Raw genomic sequence first — 15,869 nt, 5'->3', positions numbered from 1 at the left:
GGGCATCGTCATGGCCAAACCTGGATTTCGCCTCGCGCTGTTTGCCACCTTGCTGGCACTGATTGTGGTGCTGCTCGGCGCCTACACGCGCCTGACCCACGCCGGTCTCGGCTGCCCGGACTGGCCGGGCTGCTACGGCTTTATCAGCGTGCCGAAAAGCGAAGCCCAGCTGGCGCATGCCGAACTGCACTTTCCCGATGCGCCTGTCGAAGCGCACAAGGGCTGGAACGAGATGGTCCACCGTTACTTCGCCGGCACGCTGGGGCTGTTGATCTCGGTGCTGGCCGGTCGCGCGTGGGTGCATCGTCGTCATCCGGGGCAACCGGTGAAGCTGCCGTTGTTTCTGTTGGCGGTGGTGATTGCCCAAGCAGCGTTCGGCATGTGGACGGTGACGCTCAAGCTTTGGCCGCAAGTGGTGACGGGGCATTTGCTCGGCGGGTTCGCGACGTTGAGCCTGTTGTTTCTGCTGACCCTGCGCCTGTCCGGCGTGCTGCCTGCGCTGACCGTGCCCCGGCGCTTGCAGTACTGGGCGACGGCCGGGTTGTTGCTGGTCATTCTGCAAATCGCCCTCGGCGGATGGGTCAGCTCCAACTACGCGGCGGTGGCCTGCATCGACTTCCCGACCTGCCACGGGCAATGGCTGCCACCGGCGGACTTCGCCAACGGCTTTCACCTGACCCAACACATCGGCCCCAATTACCTGGGCGGGCAGCTCGACAGCGATGCTCGCACGGCGATTCACCTGACTCACCGTATCGGCGCGCTGTTGGTGACAGTGGTGCTGCTCGGCCTTGCATGGCAACTGAAAGTCGTCGGCATGACGCGCCTGGCCGGGCTGGTGCTGATTGCCCTCGCCGCACAAATCACCCTCGGTATCAGCAACGTGCTGTTCCACCTGCCGCTGCCGGTGGCCGTCGCGCATAACGCCGGTGGTGCAGCGCTGCTGCTGACGATGGTGCTGGTCAATTATCACGCGCGAACCAGTCTGGTTCGGGTCAAACAACCGACACGCTGGCGGTTCAGCCCGCGTAAACATTCAGCCGGGCCCATAACAATAAAAGGAGAGATGCCATGGCGACTCTGATCGGCGCACGTCACAACCAGGCGATCTGGCGTGACTACCTGGAGCTGACCAAGCCGAAAGTGGTGGTGCTGATGCTCATCACCTCGCTGGTCGGCATGTTCCTCGCGACCCGCGCCGGGGTGCCATGGACCGTGCTGGTGTTCGGTAATCTGGGGATCGCCTTGTGTGCCGGCGGTGCGGCGGCGGTGAATCATGTGGTGGACCGACGCATCGACGCGGTGATGGCCCGAACCCACAAACGCCCCTTGGCCGAAGGCCGGGTCTCACCGACGGCGGCGCTGACGTTCGCATTGGTGCTGGCGGTGCTGGGCCAGGCGTTGCTGCTGGCCTTCACCAACCCGCTGACCGCTTGGCTGACCCTCGCCTCCTTGCTCGGTTACGCGGTGGTCTACACCGGTTTCCTCAAACGCGCGACGCCGCAGAACATTGTCATCGGCGGCCTCGCCGGTGCCGCCCCGCCGCTGCTCGGCTGGACCGCCGCCACCGGCCACATCAGCGCCGAACCGTTGTTGCTGGTGCTGATCATCTTCGCCTGGACCCCGCCGCACTTCTGGGCGCTGGCGATTCACCGCAAAGAGGAATACGCCAAGGCCGACATTCCGATGCTGCCGGTAACCCACGGCGAGCACTACACCAAGATTCACATCCTGCTCTATACCTTCGCGCTGCTGGCCGTGAGCCTGATGCCGTATGTGATCCACATGAGCGGCATGCTTTACCTGATTTGTGCGTTGGGACTGGGCGCAAGGTTTCTGCAATGGGCCGTGGTGCTGTACCGTGGCACTCGACCGCACGCGGCGATCAACACGTTCAAGTACTCTATTTACTACTTGTTCCTGTTGTTTATCGCGCTGCTCGTAGACCACTACCTACTGTTGAACCTATGACTCGAACCCAGAAAACCGTCTTCATCCTTGTTGCCCTGATCGCACTGGTTCTGGGCCTGACCATCAATAAAGTGCTGTCCGGCAAAGGCCAGGGCGACCCGACCGCGTTGATCGACGCCGGGATCATCCTGTTGCCACAAAGCCGTAATCTGCCGGACGTGACGATGACCGATCAGGACGGCAAACCGGTGGCGGTCAACGCGCTGAAAGACAAGTGGAGCCTGCTGTTCTTCGGCTACACCTTCTGCCCGGACATCTGCCCCACCACCCTCGCCCAACTGCGCCAGATCAAGAGCGAACTGCCGCCGGAGGCTGTGGATAAATTGCAGATCGTGCTGGTCAGCGTCGACCCGAACCGCGACACGCCAAAGCAGCTCAAGCAATACCTGGGCTACTTTGATCCGCAGTTCCAGGGCCTGACGGCGACGTCGGTGGAAGACATTCAGAAACTGGCCAACGCGGTGAGCATTCCGTTCATTCCGGCGGACACCAGCAAACCGAACTACACGGTTGATCACAGCGGCAACCTGGCGGTGATCGGGCCGGACGGGACACAGCGCGGGTTTATCCGGGCGCCGTTGAACAACGCGAAGCTGGTGGCGCAATTGCCCGTAATGCTCAACCGTAAATAAACCCCACGTCCTTGTAGGAGCCAGGCTTGCCGGCGAAGGCGATCTCTCGGACGCCTTCGCCGGCAAGCCTGGCTCCTACAGGGGGCGTGTGTTTCGGGCAAAAAAAATGGGGCGCATTGAATGCGCCCCATTTTTCGTTACAGCGTCAGATCAGAACGCCGGCACCACAGCGCCTTTGTACTTCTCGAGAATGAAGGCTTTCACTTCCGGGCTGTGCAGCGCGGCAACCAGTTTCTTCATGTCTTCGCTGTCCTTGTCGTCCGGGCGGGCAACGAGGATGTTCACGTACGGCGAGTCGCTGCCTTCGATGACCAGAGCATCCTTGGCCGGATCGAGCTTGGCTTCCAGCGCATAGTTAGTGTTGATCAGCGCCAGGTCGACCTGGGTCAGCACGCGCGGGATGGTTGCGGCTTCCAGTTCGCGGAATTTCAGGTCCTTGGCGTTCTCGGTGATGTCCTTGACGGTCGACAGGATGTTGTTCGAATCCTTCAACTTGATCAGGCCAGCCTTGGCCAGCAGCAGCAAAGCGCGGCCGCCGTTGGTGGCGTCGTTCGGGATCACCACGGTGGCGCCGCCCGGCAGTTCGGTCAGTGCCTTGTACTTGCTGGAATAAGCACCCAGCGGTTCCAGGTGCACACCGGCTACGGAAACCAGATTAGTGCCCTTGGCCTTGTTGAACTCATCGAGGTACGGCTGGTGCTGGAAGAAGTTGGCGTCCAGACGCTTTTCCGCCACTTGCACGTTCGGCTGAATGTAATCGGTGAAGACTTTGACCTTCAGGTCCACGCCTTCTTTGGCCAGGGCCGGTTTCACGAATTCGAGGATTTCTGCGTGCGGGACCGGGGTGGCCGCAACGGTCAGGGTGTCGGCGTGGGCAGAAAAGGCTGCAACGGCAGCGAACGCGACGAGTAGTTTTTTCATTCAGCTAACTCCTTGTGAATATCCGCTTGCGGCGCCTGTTTGCGGCGCCCGCCAGCGAATGGCCTGCTCATAAATTATTTGCGCGAGAAGTGTACGACCAACTTGTCGCCAACCGTTTGCAGCACTTGAACCAACACCAGCAGCAACACCACCGTGACGACCATCACGTCAGTCTGGAAACGCTGGTATCCGAAACGGATCGCCAGGTCACCCAGACCACCGGCGCCAACCACACCGGCCATCGCCGTGTAGGACACCAGTGTAATAGCTGTCACCGTAATCGCCGCGAAGATGCCCGGGCGGGCTTCCGGCAGCAAGGCGTTGGTGATGATCTGACGTGTCGTCGCGCCCATGGCCTGGGTCGCTTCGATGATGCCGCGATCCACTTCACGCAAGGCGGTTTCCACCAGACGCGCGAAGAACGGCGTGGCACCGACCACCAGCGGCGGAATCGCACCGGCGACACCCAGCGAAGTGCCGGTGATCAACACGGTGAACGGGATCATCACAATTAGCAAAATGATGAAGGGCAATGAACGCAGGATGTTCACCACCAGCGACAACATCGCGTATACGCCTTTGGCTTCCAGCAACTGACGCGGGCTGCAGAGAAACAACAGCACGCCCAGCGGCAGGCCCAGCAAAACGGTGAACAGCAGCGAACCGCCGAGCATCAGCAGGGTGTCGCCGGTGGCCAGCCAGATTTCGAACCAATCGATGTTGGCGAAAAACGTTGTCAGAGCTTCCATTAACGAAGCACCTCCATATGAACGTCAGCCGCGGTGAAGCGGGCAAACGCCGCCTCCATGTCGCCGCCGGTGACCGCCAGGGTCAGTTGCCCATAGGGGATGTCTTTGATGCGATCGATACGGCCGGCCAGAATGCTGTAGTCCACGCCCGTTTCCCGAGCGACGGTTCCCAGCAACGGCGCGTAGGTCGCTTCGCCCTGGAAGGTCAGACGCACGATACGGCCCGGCACGTGAGCAAAGTCGTCGCGCTGTTCGCTTTCGTCGATCTGCTCGTCTTCTTGCACGAAGCGTTTAGTAGTCGGGTGTTTCGGGTGCAGGAACACCTCAGCGACCGAACCTTGCTCGACGATCACGCCAGCGTCCATCACGGCCACCTGGTCGCACACGCGACGGATCACATCCATCTCGTGGGTGATCAGGACAATGGTCAGTTTCAGTTCGCGGTTGATCTCGGCCAGCAATTGCAGGACCGACGCCGTGGTCTGCGGGTCCAGTGCACTGGTGGCTTCATCGCACAGCAGGATTTTCGGCTTGGTCGCCAGTGCGCGGGCAATGCCGACACGCTGCTTCTGGCCGCCCGACAACTGCGCCGGGTACTTTTTGGCGTGGTCGGACAAACCTACCCGCGCCAGCAACTCGGCGACACGCTGGTCGATCTCGCCACGCGACAGTTCACCGGCGAGGGTCAGCGGCAGTGCGACGTTGTCGGCCACGGTCTTGGAAGCCAGCAAGTTGAAGTGCTGGAAAATCATCCCGACCTGCTGACGGAAGCGCCGCAAGCCGCTGGCGTCGAGCGCGGTGACTTCTTCGCCGTCGACGATGATCTTGCCGCCACTGGAGTTCTCCAGGCGATTGATCAGACGCAGCAGGGTACTTTTTCCCGCACCGGAATGACCGATCAGGCCGAAAACCTGACCGTTCTCAATCGACAGACTGGTCGGGTGCAGGGCGGGAATATCCTTACCGGCGACGCGGTAGGTTTTGTGGACGTTTTGAAACTCGATCACGTAGCGAACCTTGTGGGGCGCGTTGAATAAGGATCAGCGGTTAGCCGGGCGCGCATTTTAGCCTGTCCGTATAGAGGTTATTAGCATTTATTCCGCATTCAACCTTTCATTTGGCAATAACGAACGCGCGGCAGACGCCTTCGCGAGCGGGCTCGCTCCCACAGGAACAGCAACTAACCTGTGGGAGCGAGCCTGCTCGCGATGCTTTTTAGGGTTTGCGCGGGCTCAAGACCATCTGCGCCGGAACATTGCGCAGGATCTGCTTCTCCAGATTCAGGTCAAACCCCGAATCCAGCTTCTTTACCCGCTTGGTCAATAACGTCGCCAGCCACGGGTAGTCCTGCGTGCGTGGCGCCTGAATGCTCACGTCACATTGGTAATTCACCACATCAGCCGCGATCGCATCCAGTTGCCGGCGAAGTTTGCTCATATCGGTGAGGTTCAACGCGACGGTGGTGCTTTCAGCGGTCGGATCAATCACTTTTGCCTGAGGTTTTGCCTCGGCAGCCAACAGCGCCGCTTCAGCTTTGTCGAGCTCTGCCTTGCGTGCGTTGACGATGGCGTTGTTGACCCCACCGGTTAACGCCGGCGCCTTGGGCATCAACGCCCGCGCACGGCTCAGTGCGGTCGCCGCAGCATTCACATCGCCTTTTTGCAGCACGATCTGGCTGCGTTGCAGATAGGCTTCGGCAAGTTGCCGCTGGTATTGCACAAGGGACGGGTCGTTTGGCGACTCAGCCTGCAAGGCAGCCAATTGATCTTCGGCAGTGGCCAGTTCGCTGCTGGCGAGGTTTTGCTCGAGCTGTGCGATGGCCGTGGCCCGCGCATCAGTGGCCTCGGTGGCCGCCGGTGGCGTGCTTTGGCATGCACCCAGTAGCAGCGAAAATGCGACAAGGAGCAGATAACGGGAGGCGAACGGCTTCATTCCTGCGACTCTCTATTTGCGCAAAAAACGAGCAAGTCTACACCCCTCGACGGGGCAGGACAAAACTCAGCAGAAACAGTGCGGCGGCCGTCACAACAATCGATGGGCCCGCCGGGGTGTCCTTGAACCAGGACAACGCCAACCCGCCACACACGGCGAGCATGCCCAGCAGGCTCGCGCCCAGCGCCATCTGTTCCGGCGACTTGGCGTGACGTTGTGCCGCAGCCGCAGGGATGATCAACAGCGACGTAATCAGCAACACACCGACGATTTTCATCGCCACCGCGATCACCACGGCGATCAGCAACATCAAGGTCAGGCGCAGCGCCGGCACGGGCAGACCTTCCACCCTCGCCAGCTCTTCATGCACTGTGATCGCCAGCAATGGCCGCCACAATGTCACCAGCAAGGCCATGACAGCGGCGCTGCCACCGAGAATCCAGGCCAGATCGGTCGGGCTGATCGCCAGCAAGTCGCCGAACAGATAGGCCATCAGGTCGATCCGCACTTCGTGCATGAAGCTTAGTACGACAAGGCCCAAAGAGAGCGTGCTCGGTGCGAGAATTCCCAAAAGCGTGTCGGACGCCAGCGGCTGACGCTGTTGCAAGGTCACCAGCAACACGGCCAACAGCAAACAGCCGACAGTGACCGCCACCGTCGGGCTGACATCCAGCAGGAAGCCCAGCGCCACGCCGAGCAAGGCGGCGTGGGACAGGGTGTCGCCGAAATAGGCCATGCGCCGCCAGACCACGAACGAACCCAACGGGCCCGCCACCAGCGCCAGAGCCAGACCTGCAAGCAGGGCGTAGAGCAGAAAATCAGCCATGCTTGCAGCTATCTCCGTGAACGTGAGGTTGGGCCGACGGGGCCGCGCTGACGACCGAACCATGCAGATCATGGGCGTGGTCGTGATGGTGGTGATAAATCGCCAGGCTTTGTGCGTTCTTTCCGAACAGCTCGACGAAAGCGGGATCACCGCTGACTTGCTCGGGATGGCCGGAACAGCAGACGTGACGGTTGAGGCACACCACTTGATCGGTGGTGCTCATGACCAGATGCAAATCGTGGGAAACCATCAACACGCCGCAGCCGTGACGATCACGCAGACGGGTGATCAGGCTGTACAGCTCGGCCTGACCGGCCACGTCGACGCCTTGCACCGGCTCATCAAGGACCAGCAGTTCCGGCTCGCGCAATAGCGCCCGAGCCAGCAGCACGCGCTGCATTTCACCGCCGGAAACACTTTGCACCGGGCTGTCGATCACCTGTTCGGCGCCGACCTCCTTGAGGGCCGCCAAGGCGCGAGCACGGTCCACGCCGGGCACCAGACGCAGAAAGCGCAGCACCGACAGCGGCAGCGTCGGATCGACATGAAGTTTTTGCGGCATGTAGCCAACGCGCAGTTTCGGCTTGCGCCACACGCTGCCGCTGTCCGGCTTCAACAGACCGAGCACCGCCCGCACAAGGGTGGTCTTGCCGGCGCCATTGGGGCCGATCAGGGTGACGATCTGCCCCGGCTCGACGCTCAGCTCAATGTTATCCAGCACGCTTTGCCCGGCAAATGTGACGGCAACTTGCTCAAGGCGGATCAACGCGTTGCTCATCAAGCCCCCTGGCAACCCGAGCAGAGGCCGACCACTTCGACCGTCTGACCTTCGACAACGAACCCGACATCCTTGGCGCTGGTGATAATCGCGTCACTGATGGATTTTTGTTCAAGCTCGATGGCGGCATGGCATTCGCGGCAGATCAGGAACTGGCCCTGGTGCGCGTGTTCCGGGTGATTGCAGCCGACGAAGGCGTTCAGCGAGGAGATGCGGTGCACAAGGCCGTTTTCCAGCAGGAAATCCAGCGCGCGGTACACGGTCGGCGGCGCAGCGCGGCGGCCGTCCTGCTCGCTGAGTACCGCAAGAATGTCGTAGGCACCCAGCGGTTTATGGCTTTGCCACACCAGTTCCAGCACCCGCCGGCGCAGGGCGGTCAGGCGCAAACCTTGCCGAGCGCACAGGGCATCGGCCTCAGACAGTGCGCTATGCACGCAATGAGAGTGGTCGTGGGGACGGCTGGCAATCGGTGTTTTAGGCATGAGCGGCGACGAGTTTTGTGAGAGACGTTATTATGTTACCCGTTCTCGCCTCTTTGAGTGGTCATCGTGTCCCGACTTTTTTCTATCTTTGTCGCATTTGTCGCCAGTTTTCTGTTGATCGGTTCTGCTCAGGCCGAAGTCAAAGTCCTCACCAGCATCAAGCCGCTGCAGCTGATTGCCGCTGCGGTGCAGGACGGTGTGGCGATTCCGGAAGTGCTGCTGCCGCCGGGAGCCTCGCCGCATAACTATGCGTTGCGCCCGTCCGACGTACGGAAGGTGCAATCGGTGGACCTGGTTTACTGGATCGGACCGGACATGGAAGGTTTCCTGCCTCGTGTGCTGAACGGTCGTACGCTGCCGAGCGTTGCCGTGCAGGATCTGCCTGGGCTGAAATTGCGTCGTTTCGCCGAAGACAGTCACTCCCACGCCGAAGAAGCCGACGAGCATGATCACGATCACCGTCCGGGCAGCCTGGATGCGCATCTGTGGTTATCGCCGATCAACGCTCGCGTGATCGCGACGAAAATGGCCGCTGATTTGAGCGCTGCCGATCCGGCCAACGCAGCGCGCTATCAGAGCAATCTGAAGGCGTTCGATGAACGTCTCGACGCGCTGGACCTGCGCTTGAAGGCACGACTGGCGGGCATCGCGGGCAAACCGTACTTTGTGTTCCATGAAGCATTCGACTACTTCGAAGAGGCTTACGGCCTGAAGCACGCTGGGGTATTCAGCGTCGCCGCCGAAGTCCAGCCGGGCGCCCAGCACGTGTCGGCAATGCGCACGCGGTTGCAGGAAGTGGGCAAGACCTGTGTGTTCAGCGAGCCGCCGTTGCGGCCGCGACTGGCGGAAACACTGGTGGCGGGTTTGCCGGTGAAACTGGCGGAGCTGGATGCTTTGGGTGGGTACACGCCGGCGACTGCTCAGGGGTATGAGCAGGTGCTGGAGAAGTTGGGGAATGATTTGGCGGGGTGTCTGGAGTCGTTGTAATTCCAGAATTGCGGCGCCCCATTCGCGGGCAAGCCTTGCTCCTACAGGATTTGTGTCGTTCACAATATTGTGAGATCGACGCCAACTTGTAGGAGCGAGGCTTGCCCGCGAAGCTTTTAGAGGGCGAAAGGCAACGGCGTGTTGACCTTCTGCCGCTGCGCCAACCGCTGCTGAAACTCCATCGGGTCGTGAATCAACACGTCCTGCCCGGCGAAAGACTCCGCGGCAATCAATCGCGACAGCCAGAACCGCACACACGCCACGCGCAGCATGGTCGGCCACAACTCCGCCTCGGCAGCAGTGAATGGCCGCAACGCTGCATACGCCCCCAGCAACGCCCGCGCCCGCGGTCCGTCAATCAGCCCGTCGTCATCCGAACACCAGTCATTCAAGGCAATCGCTACGTCGTAGAGCATCGGCCCCGAGCACGCGTTGTAGAAGTCGATCAACCCGGTCAGGTGCGTGCCTTCGAACATCGCGTTATCGCGGAACAGATCCGCGTGGATGTTGGCCCGTGGCAACGCCAGAATTTTCTCTTTTTGCTGTGTGATTTCATCCAGCGCCCGTTGCAGCAGATCACTCTGCTCGGCATTCAGGTGCGACAACAGTTGCGTGCCCTCTTCCAGCATCCAGTCCAGGCCGCGATCGGTTTTGCGCTTGATCATGTTGGCCTGGGTCGCCAGGTGCAGATGGCCGAGCAACTCGCCCACCTGAGCGCAATGTTGCGCGTTGGCTTCCTTGATGTGCTTGCCCGCCAGACGCGGTTGCAGCAGCGCAGGCTTGCCGGCCAGCTCGCGCAGGGCGACGCCATCGGTGGTGCGCAAGGCGTAAGGCACCGGCAGGTCGGCTTCATGCAGCACGTCCAGCAGCTCGATGAAGAACGGCATCTCCTGAACCGGACCGCGCTCGACCAGGGTCAGGACAAATTCGCCCTGCTCCAGGCTGATAAAGAAGTTGGTGTTTTCGCTACCGGCAGCAATCCCCTGAAAATCAAGCAGGCGGCCGAGCCCGTAAGGGGCGAGAAAGGTTTCCAGCTCAGGCCGAGCCAGCGGGGTGAACACAGACATGTTTTAACTGCCAGTACGGGCGCCGCAAATGGCGGCACCGATTAAAATTAAGGACGACTTACCACTTAAATATTTCCCACGCCGGGATCAGCATATCCGGGTAGTCCGAGCGAATGAAGTTACCTTCCGAGCCATCCGCGCGCACCAGGAAATAAGGTTTGCCACCTTTCGGCGTGACCTTGATGGCATACAGAAAACCATTTTGCCGATATTCCTGAATGGTTTTATCCCCTTCCGTGCGGATCGTGACATCCGGGTCTGGCGAAGGTGCGTCATCCGCCGCCATCACGGCCAATGGTGCAATTGCAAACAAGCCAGCCAGCAACAGGCGATTTAGTGTGCGCATGATAACCTTGTCCCTTTGTCGTCAACGGTCCCGCTATTCTAGCGCCGGACCCGCCGAAAAGGTTGATCCTGCTCATGAGCCAAGCCCCCCTCGTCCTGGTGGACGGTTCTTCTTACCTGTACCGCGCCTTTCACGCCCTGCCGCCGCTGACCACTTCCAAAGGTCTGCCGACCGGAGCGGTCAAAGGCGTGCTGAACATGCTCAAGAGTCTGCGCAAGCAGTACCCGGACAGTCCGTTCGCCGTGGTGTTCGACGCCAAGGGTGGGACGTTTCGCGATGACATGTACGCCGAATACAAGGCCAATCGCCCGAGCATGCCCGACGACATGCGCGTACAGATCGAGCCGCTGCACCAAAGCGTGATCGCGCTGGGCTTCCCGCTGCTGTGCGTCGAAGGCGTCGAGGCCGATGACGTGATCGGCACCCTGGCCCGCAGCAGCGCGGCGGCCGACCGCCCGGTGATCATCTCCACCGGCGACAAGGACATGGCGCAACTGGTCGACGGCCACATTACCTTGGTCAACACCATGACCGGTAGCAGCATGGACGTGGAGGGCGTGAAGGAGAAATTCGGCGTCGCTCCCGAGCAGATCATCGATTATCTGGCACTGATGGGCGATTCTTCCGACAACATTCCGGGCGTTCCAGGCATTGGTCCGAAGACGGCTTCCGGCCTGCTCGTAGGCGTAAACGGCGGCCTGACCGAACTGTATGCACAGCTCGACATCGTCCCGACCCTGCCGATTCGCGGTGCGAAAACCCTGCCGGCCAAGCTCGAAGAGCACAAGGAGATGGCCTTCCTCTCCTATCAGTTGGCGACGATCAAGATCGACGTGCCGCTGGACATCGGCCTTGATGACCTGCAAATGGGCAAGCCGGATCACGACAAGCTCGCCGAGCTCTACACCCTGCTCGAGTTCAAAAGCTGGTTTGAAGAAAACCAGCGCGACGCCAAGCGCTCCGGCCAGGAAGTCACCGCACCGGTGGCTGAGGAAGCCGCCGTCGAGAGCGAGCTCAAATACACCACGATCCTCACTCAGGCCGATTTTGACCTGTGGCTGAAGAAGCTCAACGACGCCAAGCTGATCGCCTTCGATACCGAAACCACCGGCATCGATGCGCAGCAGGCGCAACTGGTCGGCCTGTCGTTCGCCGTACAGGCCAACGAAGCGGCCTACATTCCACTGACCCATTCCTACATGGGCGTACCGGATCAGCTGGATCGCGACACCGTGCTGCGCGCACTGAAACCGATTCTGGAAGACCCGAACAAACTCAAGGTCGGCCAGCACGCCAAGTTCGACATGAACATCCTGGCCAACTGCGCCATCGGTGGCGATCAGAGCTGCGGCATCACCGTGCAAGGCATCGCCTTCGACACCATGCTCGAATCCTACGTCCTGGACTCGACCGCGACCCGCCACGACATGGACAGCCTGGCGCTCAAGTACCTGAATCACACCACCACCAGCTTCCAGGACATCGCCGGCAAAGGCGCCAAGCAGCTGACCTTTGACCAGATCTCCCTGGAACTGGCGGGACCGTACGCCGCCGAAGACGCCGACGTAACGCTGCGCCTGCATCAAACCCTGCAGGAAAAGCTCAACGCGATTCCGAGCCTGAGCAAAGTCCTGAGCGACATCGAAATGCCGCTGGTGCCGGTGCTCGCACGGATCGAGCGTCAGGGCGCGCTGGTCGACGCCAACCTGCTGGGCATCCAGAGCGTGGAGCTGGGCGAGAAGATGGTCGCGCTGGAGCGTGAGGCGTTTGCCATTGCCGGTGAGGAATTCAACCTCGGTTCGCCGAAGCAATTGGGCGTGATCCTGTACGAAAAACTCGGCTTGCCGATCCTCAGCAAAACCGCCAAGGGTCAGGCGTCCACTGCCGAAGCGGTGCTGGCGGAACTGGCCGAGCAGGATTACCCGCTGCCCAAAGTGCTGATGCAGTACCGCTCGATGAGCAAACTGAAAAGCACCTACACCGACCGCCTGCCGGAGCAAATCAACCCGCGCACCGGGCGGATTCACACGTCTTATCATCAGGCTGTCGCGGCGACCGGGCGCTTGTCGTCCAGCGATCCGAACCTGCAGAACATTCCGATCCGCACCGCCGAAGGTCGGCGGATCCGTCAGGCGTTCGTGGCGCCCAAAGGCTACAAGCTGCTGGCCGCCGACTACTCGCAAATCGAACTGCGCATCATGGCTCACCTGGCCAAGGACGAAGGTTTGCTGCACGCCTTCCGCAATGACCTGGACGTGCACAAAGCCACGGCCGCCGAGGTTTTCGGCGTCGAGCTGACAGAGGTCACCACTGATCAGCGTCGTAGCGCCAAAGCCATCAACTTCGGTTTGATCTACGGCATGAGCGCGTTTGGCCTGGCCAAGCAGATCGGCGTGGACCGCAAACAGTCCCAGGCGTACATCGACCGCTATTTCGCCCGCTACCCAGGCGTCCTGGAATACATGGAGCGCACCCGCGCCCAGGCGGCCGAGCAAGGTTTTGTCGAGACCATCTTCGGTCGTCGTCTGTACCTGCCGGAAATCAACGCGAAAAACCCGGCCCTGCGCAAAGGCGCCGAACGCACCGCGATCAACGCACCGATGCAAGGCACTGCGGCAGACATCATCAAGAAAGCCATGGTGGCTGTGGATAACTGGCTGACGTCGTCAGGCCTCGACGCCAAAGTCATCCTGCAGGTGCACGATGAATTGGTGCTTGAGGTGCGTGAAGACCTGGTCGATCAGGTTCGCGAGGAAATTCGCGTGCACATGAGCGACGCTGCGAAGCTGGATGTACCGCTTCTGGTCGAGGTGGGTGTGGGAAATAACTGGGATGAGGCTCACTGATCCACTGTAGGAGCGAGCCTGCTCGCGATGTGCTGACAAGCAACGCGTTGATTCAGGATGAACGCGTTATCGTTAACGACCATCGCGAGCAGGCTCGCTCCTACAGGGTATTTCACTGCGGCATAGTGTCGCGATGAAGGGGCTTATTTCTGATAGCGATCCGACTTATTTCAAATGGTTTTGGAAACACCGGAACTAAACCTGTGAAGCGCCACTCAGAGTTACTGAATGGCTGGTGAAGCCCTTCGATGCTCCTATGTTGTGTTAAGTGTTGGCAGATAATCTGGACCCCGCCCTAGCGGTCCGGAACTTGAACCCCGGAACTTCCCCCTCCCCATAAGAAGTCCGGGGTTTTTTTTGCCTGCGATTTATTGCTCGACGGGTTCAGCGCCCTTGTCCGCCAGCTCCATCCAGCCTGCCAGTACTGTGTAGGCCTCTTCCAGACCGAGGCGTTTTGGCGCCGAGAACAGCTGAATGGTGATCGCATCGCCCCAGCCTTTGCGGATATCCGACTGCACCTTGAGCAGGACGTTCTTCGCTGCGCCGTAGGTCAATTTGTCCGCTTTGGTCAGCAAAATGTGCATCGGCATGCCGCTGGCCACGGCCCAATCAAGCATCAACAGGTCGAAGTCCGTCATTGGATGACGGATGTCCATCATCAGAATCAGACCTTTCAAACTCTCGCGACCACCCAGATAAGCTTCCAGGTGACGCTGCCAGTGCAGCTTCAACGGGATAGGTACTTTCGCGTAACCGTACCCCGGCAGGTCGACCAGACGCCGATCATCGTCTAGCTTGAAGAAGTTCAAGAGTTGCGTGCGACCCGGAGTTTTCGAGGTCCGCGCCAGGCTGGCATGCGTCAGGGTGTTCAAAGCGCTGGATTTACCGGCGTTGGAACGCCCGGCGAAGGCCACTTCGAAGCCTTCGTCGTCGGGACATTGATCGACTTTGGCAGCGCTGAGCATGAAGGTGGACTGTTGGCACAGGCCGAGGATGGGGTTCTTGAGTTGCATGGGATTTCCGATGTGGGCGGCGCCGGGAATGGACGCGGCAAGCGGTGTCGTTTCCGTTTCAGTGACGCCAGTATATAATGCCGCAGATTTTGTGTGCGCTTTGTCCCAGCGTAGGATGAAGTTCACGAGAGCGATTGACCTTGATTGCGCATTAGAACGCAGAACGCTCTCAACCCTGAAAAGGTCGTTTTATGACGAAATGGCTGCTAGCTGCCGGTGTCTTGATACCGCTTTACAGCGCTCAGGCTACACAGGATCCGGAAGCTGTGTACAACCGTGTTTGTGGTGCCTGTCATTCCGGCCAACTACCCATGGCGCCCAAAAAGGGCGATCAGGAAGCTTGGACGCCGAGGTTGGCGAAAGGTATGGAGACGCTGGTGCAACACGTGACCCAGGGTTTCAAGGCGATGCCGCCGCGTGGTTTGTGCATGGACTGCAGTGCCGAGGATTACCAAGTCATCATCCAGTGGATGAGCGAGTGATCCCGGTCCATAACTCTTTAACCCTTAGCCGTAGTTGGATTAGCTGATGAACAAATTGATCGTGAGTCTGCTGTTGACCGTGGGCATCTCCGGCATGGCCCATGCTGCAGGTGAGGCAGTACAACCGGGTGATGCAAAAGCCGGTCAGGCCAAAGCCGCCGTATGTGGCGCCTGCCACGGCCCGGATGGCAACAGCATGGCGCCAAACTTTCCAAAACTGGCGGGGCAAGGTGAACGCTACCTGACCAAGCAATTGCACGACATCAAGTCGGGCAAGCGCACCGTTCTGGAAATGACCGGCCTGCTGACCAACCTGAGCGATCAGGACCTGGCTGATATTTCCGCCTACTTCGCCAGTCAGAAAGGCAGCGTTGGCGCCGCCGACCCGAAAGTCGTGGCTCGCGGTGAAGCACTGTTCCGTGGTGGCGACCTGGCCAAGGGCCTTCCATCCTGCACCGGTTGCCACTCGCCAAATGGCGCGGGCAATGCCGCCGCCGGTTTCCCGCACCTGGGTGGCCAGCACGCTCAATACGTCGCCAAGCAACTGACCGATTTCCGCAAGGAAGAAGGCGGTCGCAACAACGACGGCGACACCAAAACCATGCAGACCATTGCCAAAAAGCTGAGCGACGAAGACATCGCAGCGGTGTCCAGCTACATTCAAGGCCTGCACTAAGACGGCGAAGCGGGCGCCGCGCGGGATGTACATCTCCTGCAACGTTAACGCTCTATTAATCCGTCGCAGCAAGTATAAAAAGGGTGGCTCAGGCCGCCCTTTTTTGTGCCTGCTGCCGTTACACTACAGAACTCAAGCCCGCCATGACCTGTCTGAAAACA

Annotated in this window: 17 protein-coding genes; 7 read left to right on the top strand and 10 right to left on the bottom strand. The window is 60.2% G+C overall.

Going from position 1 to position 15,869, the window contains the following annotated elements; all coding sequences use genetic code 11:
• The first annotated feature begins 10 nt into the window (after nucleotides 1–10).
• From K5R88_RS21460 to K5R88_RS21450, 3 genes are read left to right on the top strand one after another with little or no spacing between them, the layout of a single operon-like run.
• Nucleotides 11–1,084, top strand: a complete 1,074-nt coding sequence (locus tag K5R88_RS21460) for a COX15/CtaA family protein (RefSeq protein WP_192417858.1) — start codon at nucleotides 11–13, stop codon at nucleotides 1,082–1,084.
• Nucleotides 1,072–1,971, top strand: coding sequence for a heme o synthase (cyoE, locus tag K5R88_RS21455; RefSeq protein WP_008027686.1), 900 nt, complete (start codon nucleotides 1,072–1,074; stop codon nucleotides 1,969–1,971). Before K5R88_RS21460 ends, cyoE begins: the two co-directional genes overlap by 13 nt.
• Nucleotides 1,968–2,603, top strand: a complete 636-nt coding sequence (locus K5R88_RS21450) for an SCO family protein (RefSeq protein WP_008027684.1) — start codon at nucleotides 1,968–1,970, stop codon at nucleotides 2,601–2,603. Before cyoE ends, K5R88_RS21450 begins: the two co-directional genes overlap by 4 nt.
• 150 nt (nucleotides 2,604–2,753) lie before the next feature.
• Here the strand turns inward: K5R88_RS21450 and K5R88_RS21445 are convergent, their stop codons facing one another.
• The 7 genes from K5R88_RS21445 to zur form a co-directional block, all read right to left on the bottom strand.
• Nucleotides 2,754–3,524: a MetQ/NlpA family ABC transporter substrate-binding protein gene (locus tag K5R88_RS21445; RefSeq protein WP_008027681.1), complete on the bottom strand. Its 771-nt coding sequence runs from the start codon at nucleotides 3,522–3,524 to the stop codon at nucleotides 2,754–2,756.
• Nucleotides 3,525–3,598: 74 nt separating this feature from the next.
• A complete protein-coding gene (locus tag K5R88_RS21440) occupies nucleotides 3,599–4,273 on the bottom strand; it encodes a methionine ABC transporter permease (RefSeq protein ID WP_008027679.1) in 675 nt (224 codons plus the stop codon).
• Complete coding sequence (locus K5R88_RS21435; RefSeq protein ID WP_008027677.1) at nucleotides 4,273–5,280, bottom strand: methionine ABC transporter ATP-binding protein; 1,008 nt, start codon at nucleotides 5,278–5,280, stop codon at nucleotides 4,273–4,275. Before K5R88_RS21435 ends, K5R88_RS21440 begins: the two co-directional genes overlap by 1 nt.
• A gap of 208 nt (nucleotides 5,281–5,488) precedes the next feature.
• Nucleotides 5,489–6,205: a PA5502 family lipoprotein gene (locus K5R88_RS21430; RefSeq protein ID WP_192228117.1), complete on the bottom strand. Its 717-nt coding sequence runs from the start codon at nucleotides 6,203–6,205 to the stop codon at nucleotides 5,489–5,491.
• Nucleotides 6,206–6,242: 37 nt separating this feature from the next.
• The gene (znuB, locus tag K5R88_RS21425; protein ID WP_008027673.1) at nucleotides 6,243–7,031 is read right to left on the bottom strand and encodes a zinc ABC transporter permease subunit ZnuB; all 789 of its coding nucleotides are present in this window, start codon (nucleotides 7,029–7,031) and stop codon (nucleotides 6,243–6,245) included.
• Nucleotides 7,024–7,809 carry a zinc ABC transporter ATP-binding protein ZnuC gene (gene znuC, locus K5R88_RS21420; protein WP_008027671.1) on the bottom strand — a complete coding sequence of 262 codons (786 nt, stop codon included), beginning with the start codon at nucleotides 7,807–7,809 and terminating at the stop codon, nucleotides 7,024–7,026. The genes znuB and znuC overlap by 8 nt, the downstream gene beginning before the upstream one ends.
• Nucleotides 7,809–8,291 (bottom strand): zinc uptake transcriptional repressor Zur, encoded by a 483-nt coding sequence (gene zur / locus K5R88_RS21415; RefSeq protein ID WP_008027669.1) that lies wholly within the window; start codon nucleotides 8,289–8,291, stop codon nucleotides 7,809–7,811. The genes znuC and zur overlap by 1 nt, the downstream gene beginning before the upstream one ends.
• A gap of 66 nt (nucleotides 8,292–8,357) precedes the next feature.
• Here zur and K5R88_RS21410 point away from each other — a divergent pair, with 66 nt between their 5' ends.
• Nucleotides 8,358–9,278 carry a zinc ABC transporter substrate-binding protein ZnuA gene (locus K5R88_RS21410; RefSeq protein WP_008027667.1) on the top strand — a complete coding sequence of 307 codons (921 nt, stop codon included), beginning with the start codon at nucleotides 8,358–8,360 and terminating at the stop codon, nucleotides 9,276–9,278.
• A 116-nt stretch (nucleotides 9,279–9,394) separates the two neighbouring features.
• Here the strand turns inward: K5R88_RS21410 and K5R88_RS21405 are convergent, their stop codons facing one another.
• The gene (locus K5R88_RS21405; RefSeq protein WP_192417852.1) at nucleotides 9,395–10,345 is read right to left on the bottom strand and encodes a homoserine kinase; all 951 of its coding nucleotides are present in this window, start codon (nucleotides 10,343–10,345) and stop codon (nucleotides 9,395–9,397) included.
• Between the two features lie 58 nt (nucleotides 10,346–10,403).
• Nucleotides 10,404–10,691, bottom strand: coding sequence for a DUF2782 domain-containing protein (locus tag K5R88_RS21400; RefSeq protein WP_008027663.1), 288 nt, complete (start codon nucleotides 10,689–10,691; stop codon nucleotides 10,404–10,406).
• Nucleotides 10,692–10,765: 74 nt separating this feature from the next.
• Here K5R88_RS21400 and polA point away from each other — a divergent pair, with 74 nt between their 5' ends.
• A complete protein-coding gene (polA, locus tag K5R88_RS21395; protein WP_226298314.1) occupies nucleotides 10,766–13,537 on the top strand; it encodes a DNA polymerase I in 2,772 nt (923 codons plus the stop codon).
• Between the two features lie 368 nt (nucleotides 13,538–13,905).
• Here polA and yihA read toward each other — a convergent pair whose 3' ends face one another.
• On the bottom strand, nucleotides 13,906–14,550 hold the full coding sequence (gene yihA / locus K5R88_RS21390) for a ribosome biogenesis GTP-binding protein YihA/YsxC (protein ID WP_008044703.1): 645 nt from the start codon (nucleotides 14,548–14,550) through the stop codon (nucleotides 13,906–13,908).
• A 191-nt stretch (nucleotides 14,551–14,741) separates the two neighbouring features.
• Between yihA and K5R88_RS21385 the strand changes: the two genes are divergently transcribed.
• Together K5R88_RS21385 and K5R88_RS21380 are read left to right on the top strand one after the other, a co-directional pair.
• Entirely contained in the window at nucleotides 14,742–15,032 is a 291-nt protein-coding gene (locus tag K5R88_RS21385) for a c-type cytochrome (protein WP_008027657.1), read from the top strand.
• 46 nt (nucleotides 15,033–15,078) lie between these two features.
• Entirely contained in the window at nucleotides 15,079–15,708 is a 630-nt protein-coding gene (locus tag K5R88_RS21380) for a c-type cytochrome (protein WP_008044706.1), read from the top strand.
• Nucleotides 15,709–15,869: the final 161 nt, after the last annotated feature.

Source organism: Pseudomonas sp. MM213, from assembly GCF_020423045.1.
In the GTDB taxonomy this organism is placed as follows: domain Bacteria; phylum Pseudomonadota; class Gammaproteobacteria; order Pseudomonadales; family Pseudomonadaceae; genus Aquipseudomonas; species Aquipseudomonas migulae.
Note: the sequence above shows the minus strand (reverse complement) of the source record. Positions and strands in the feature narration are given on the sequence as shown.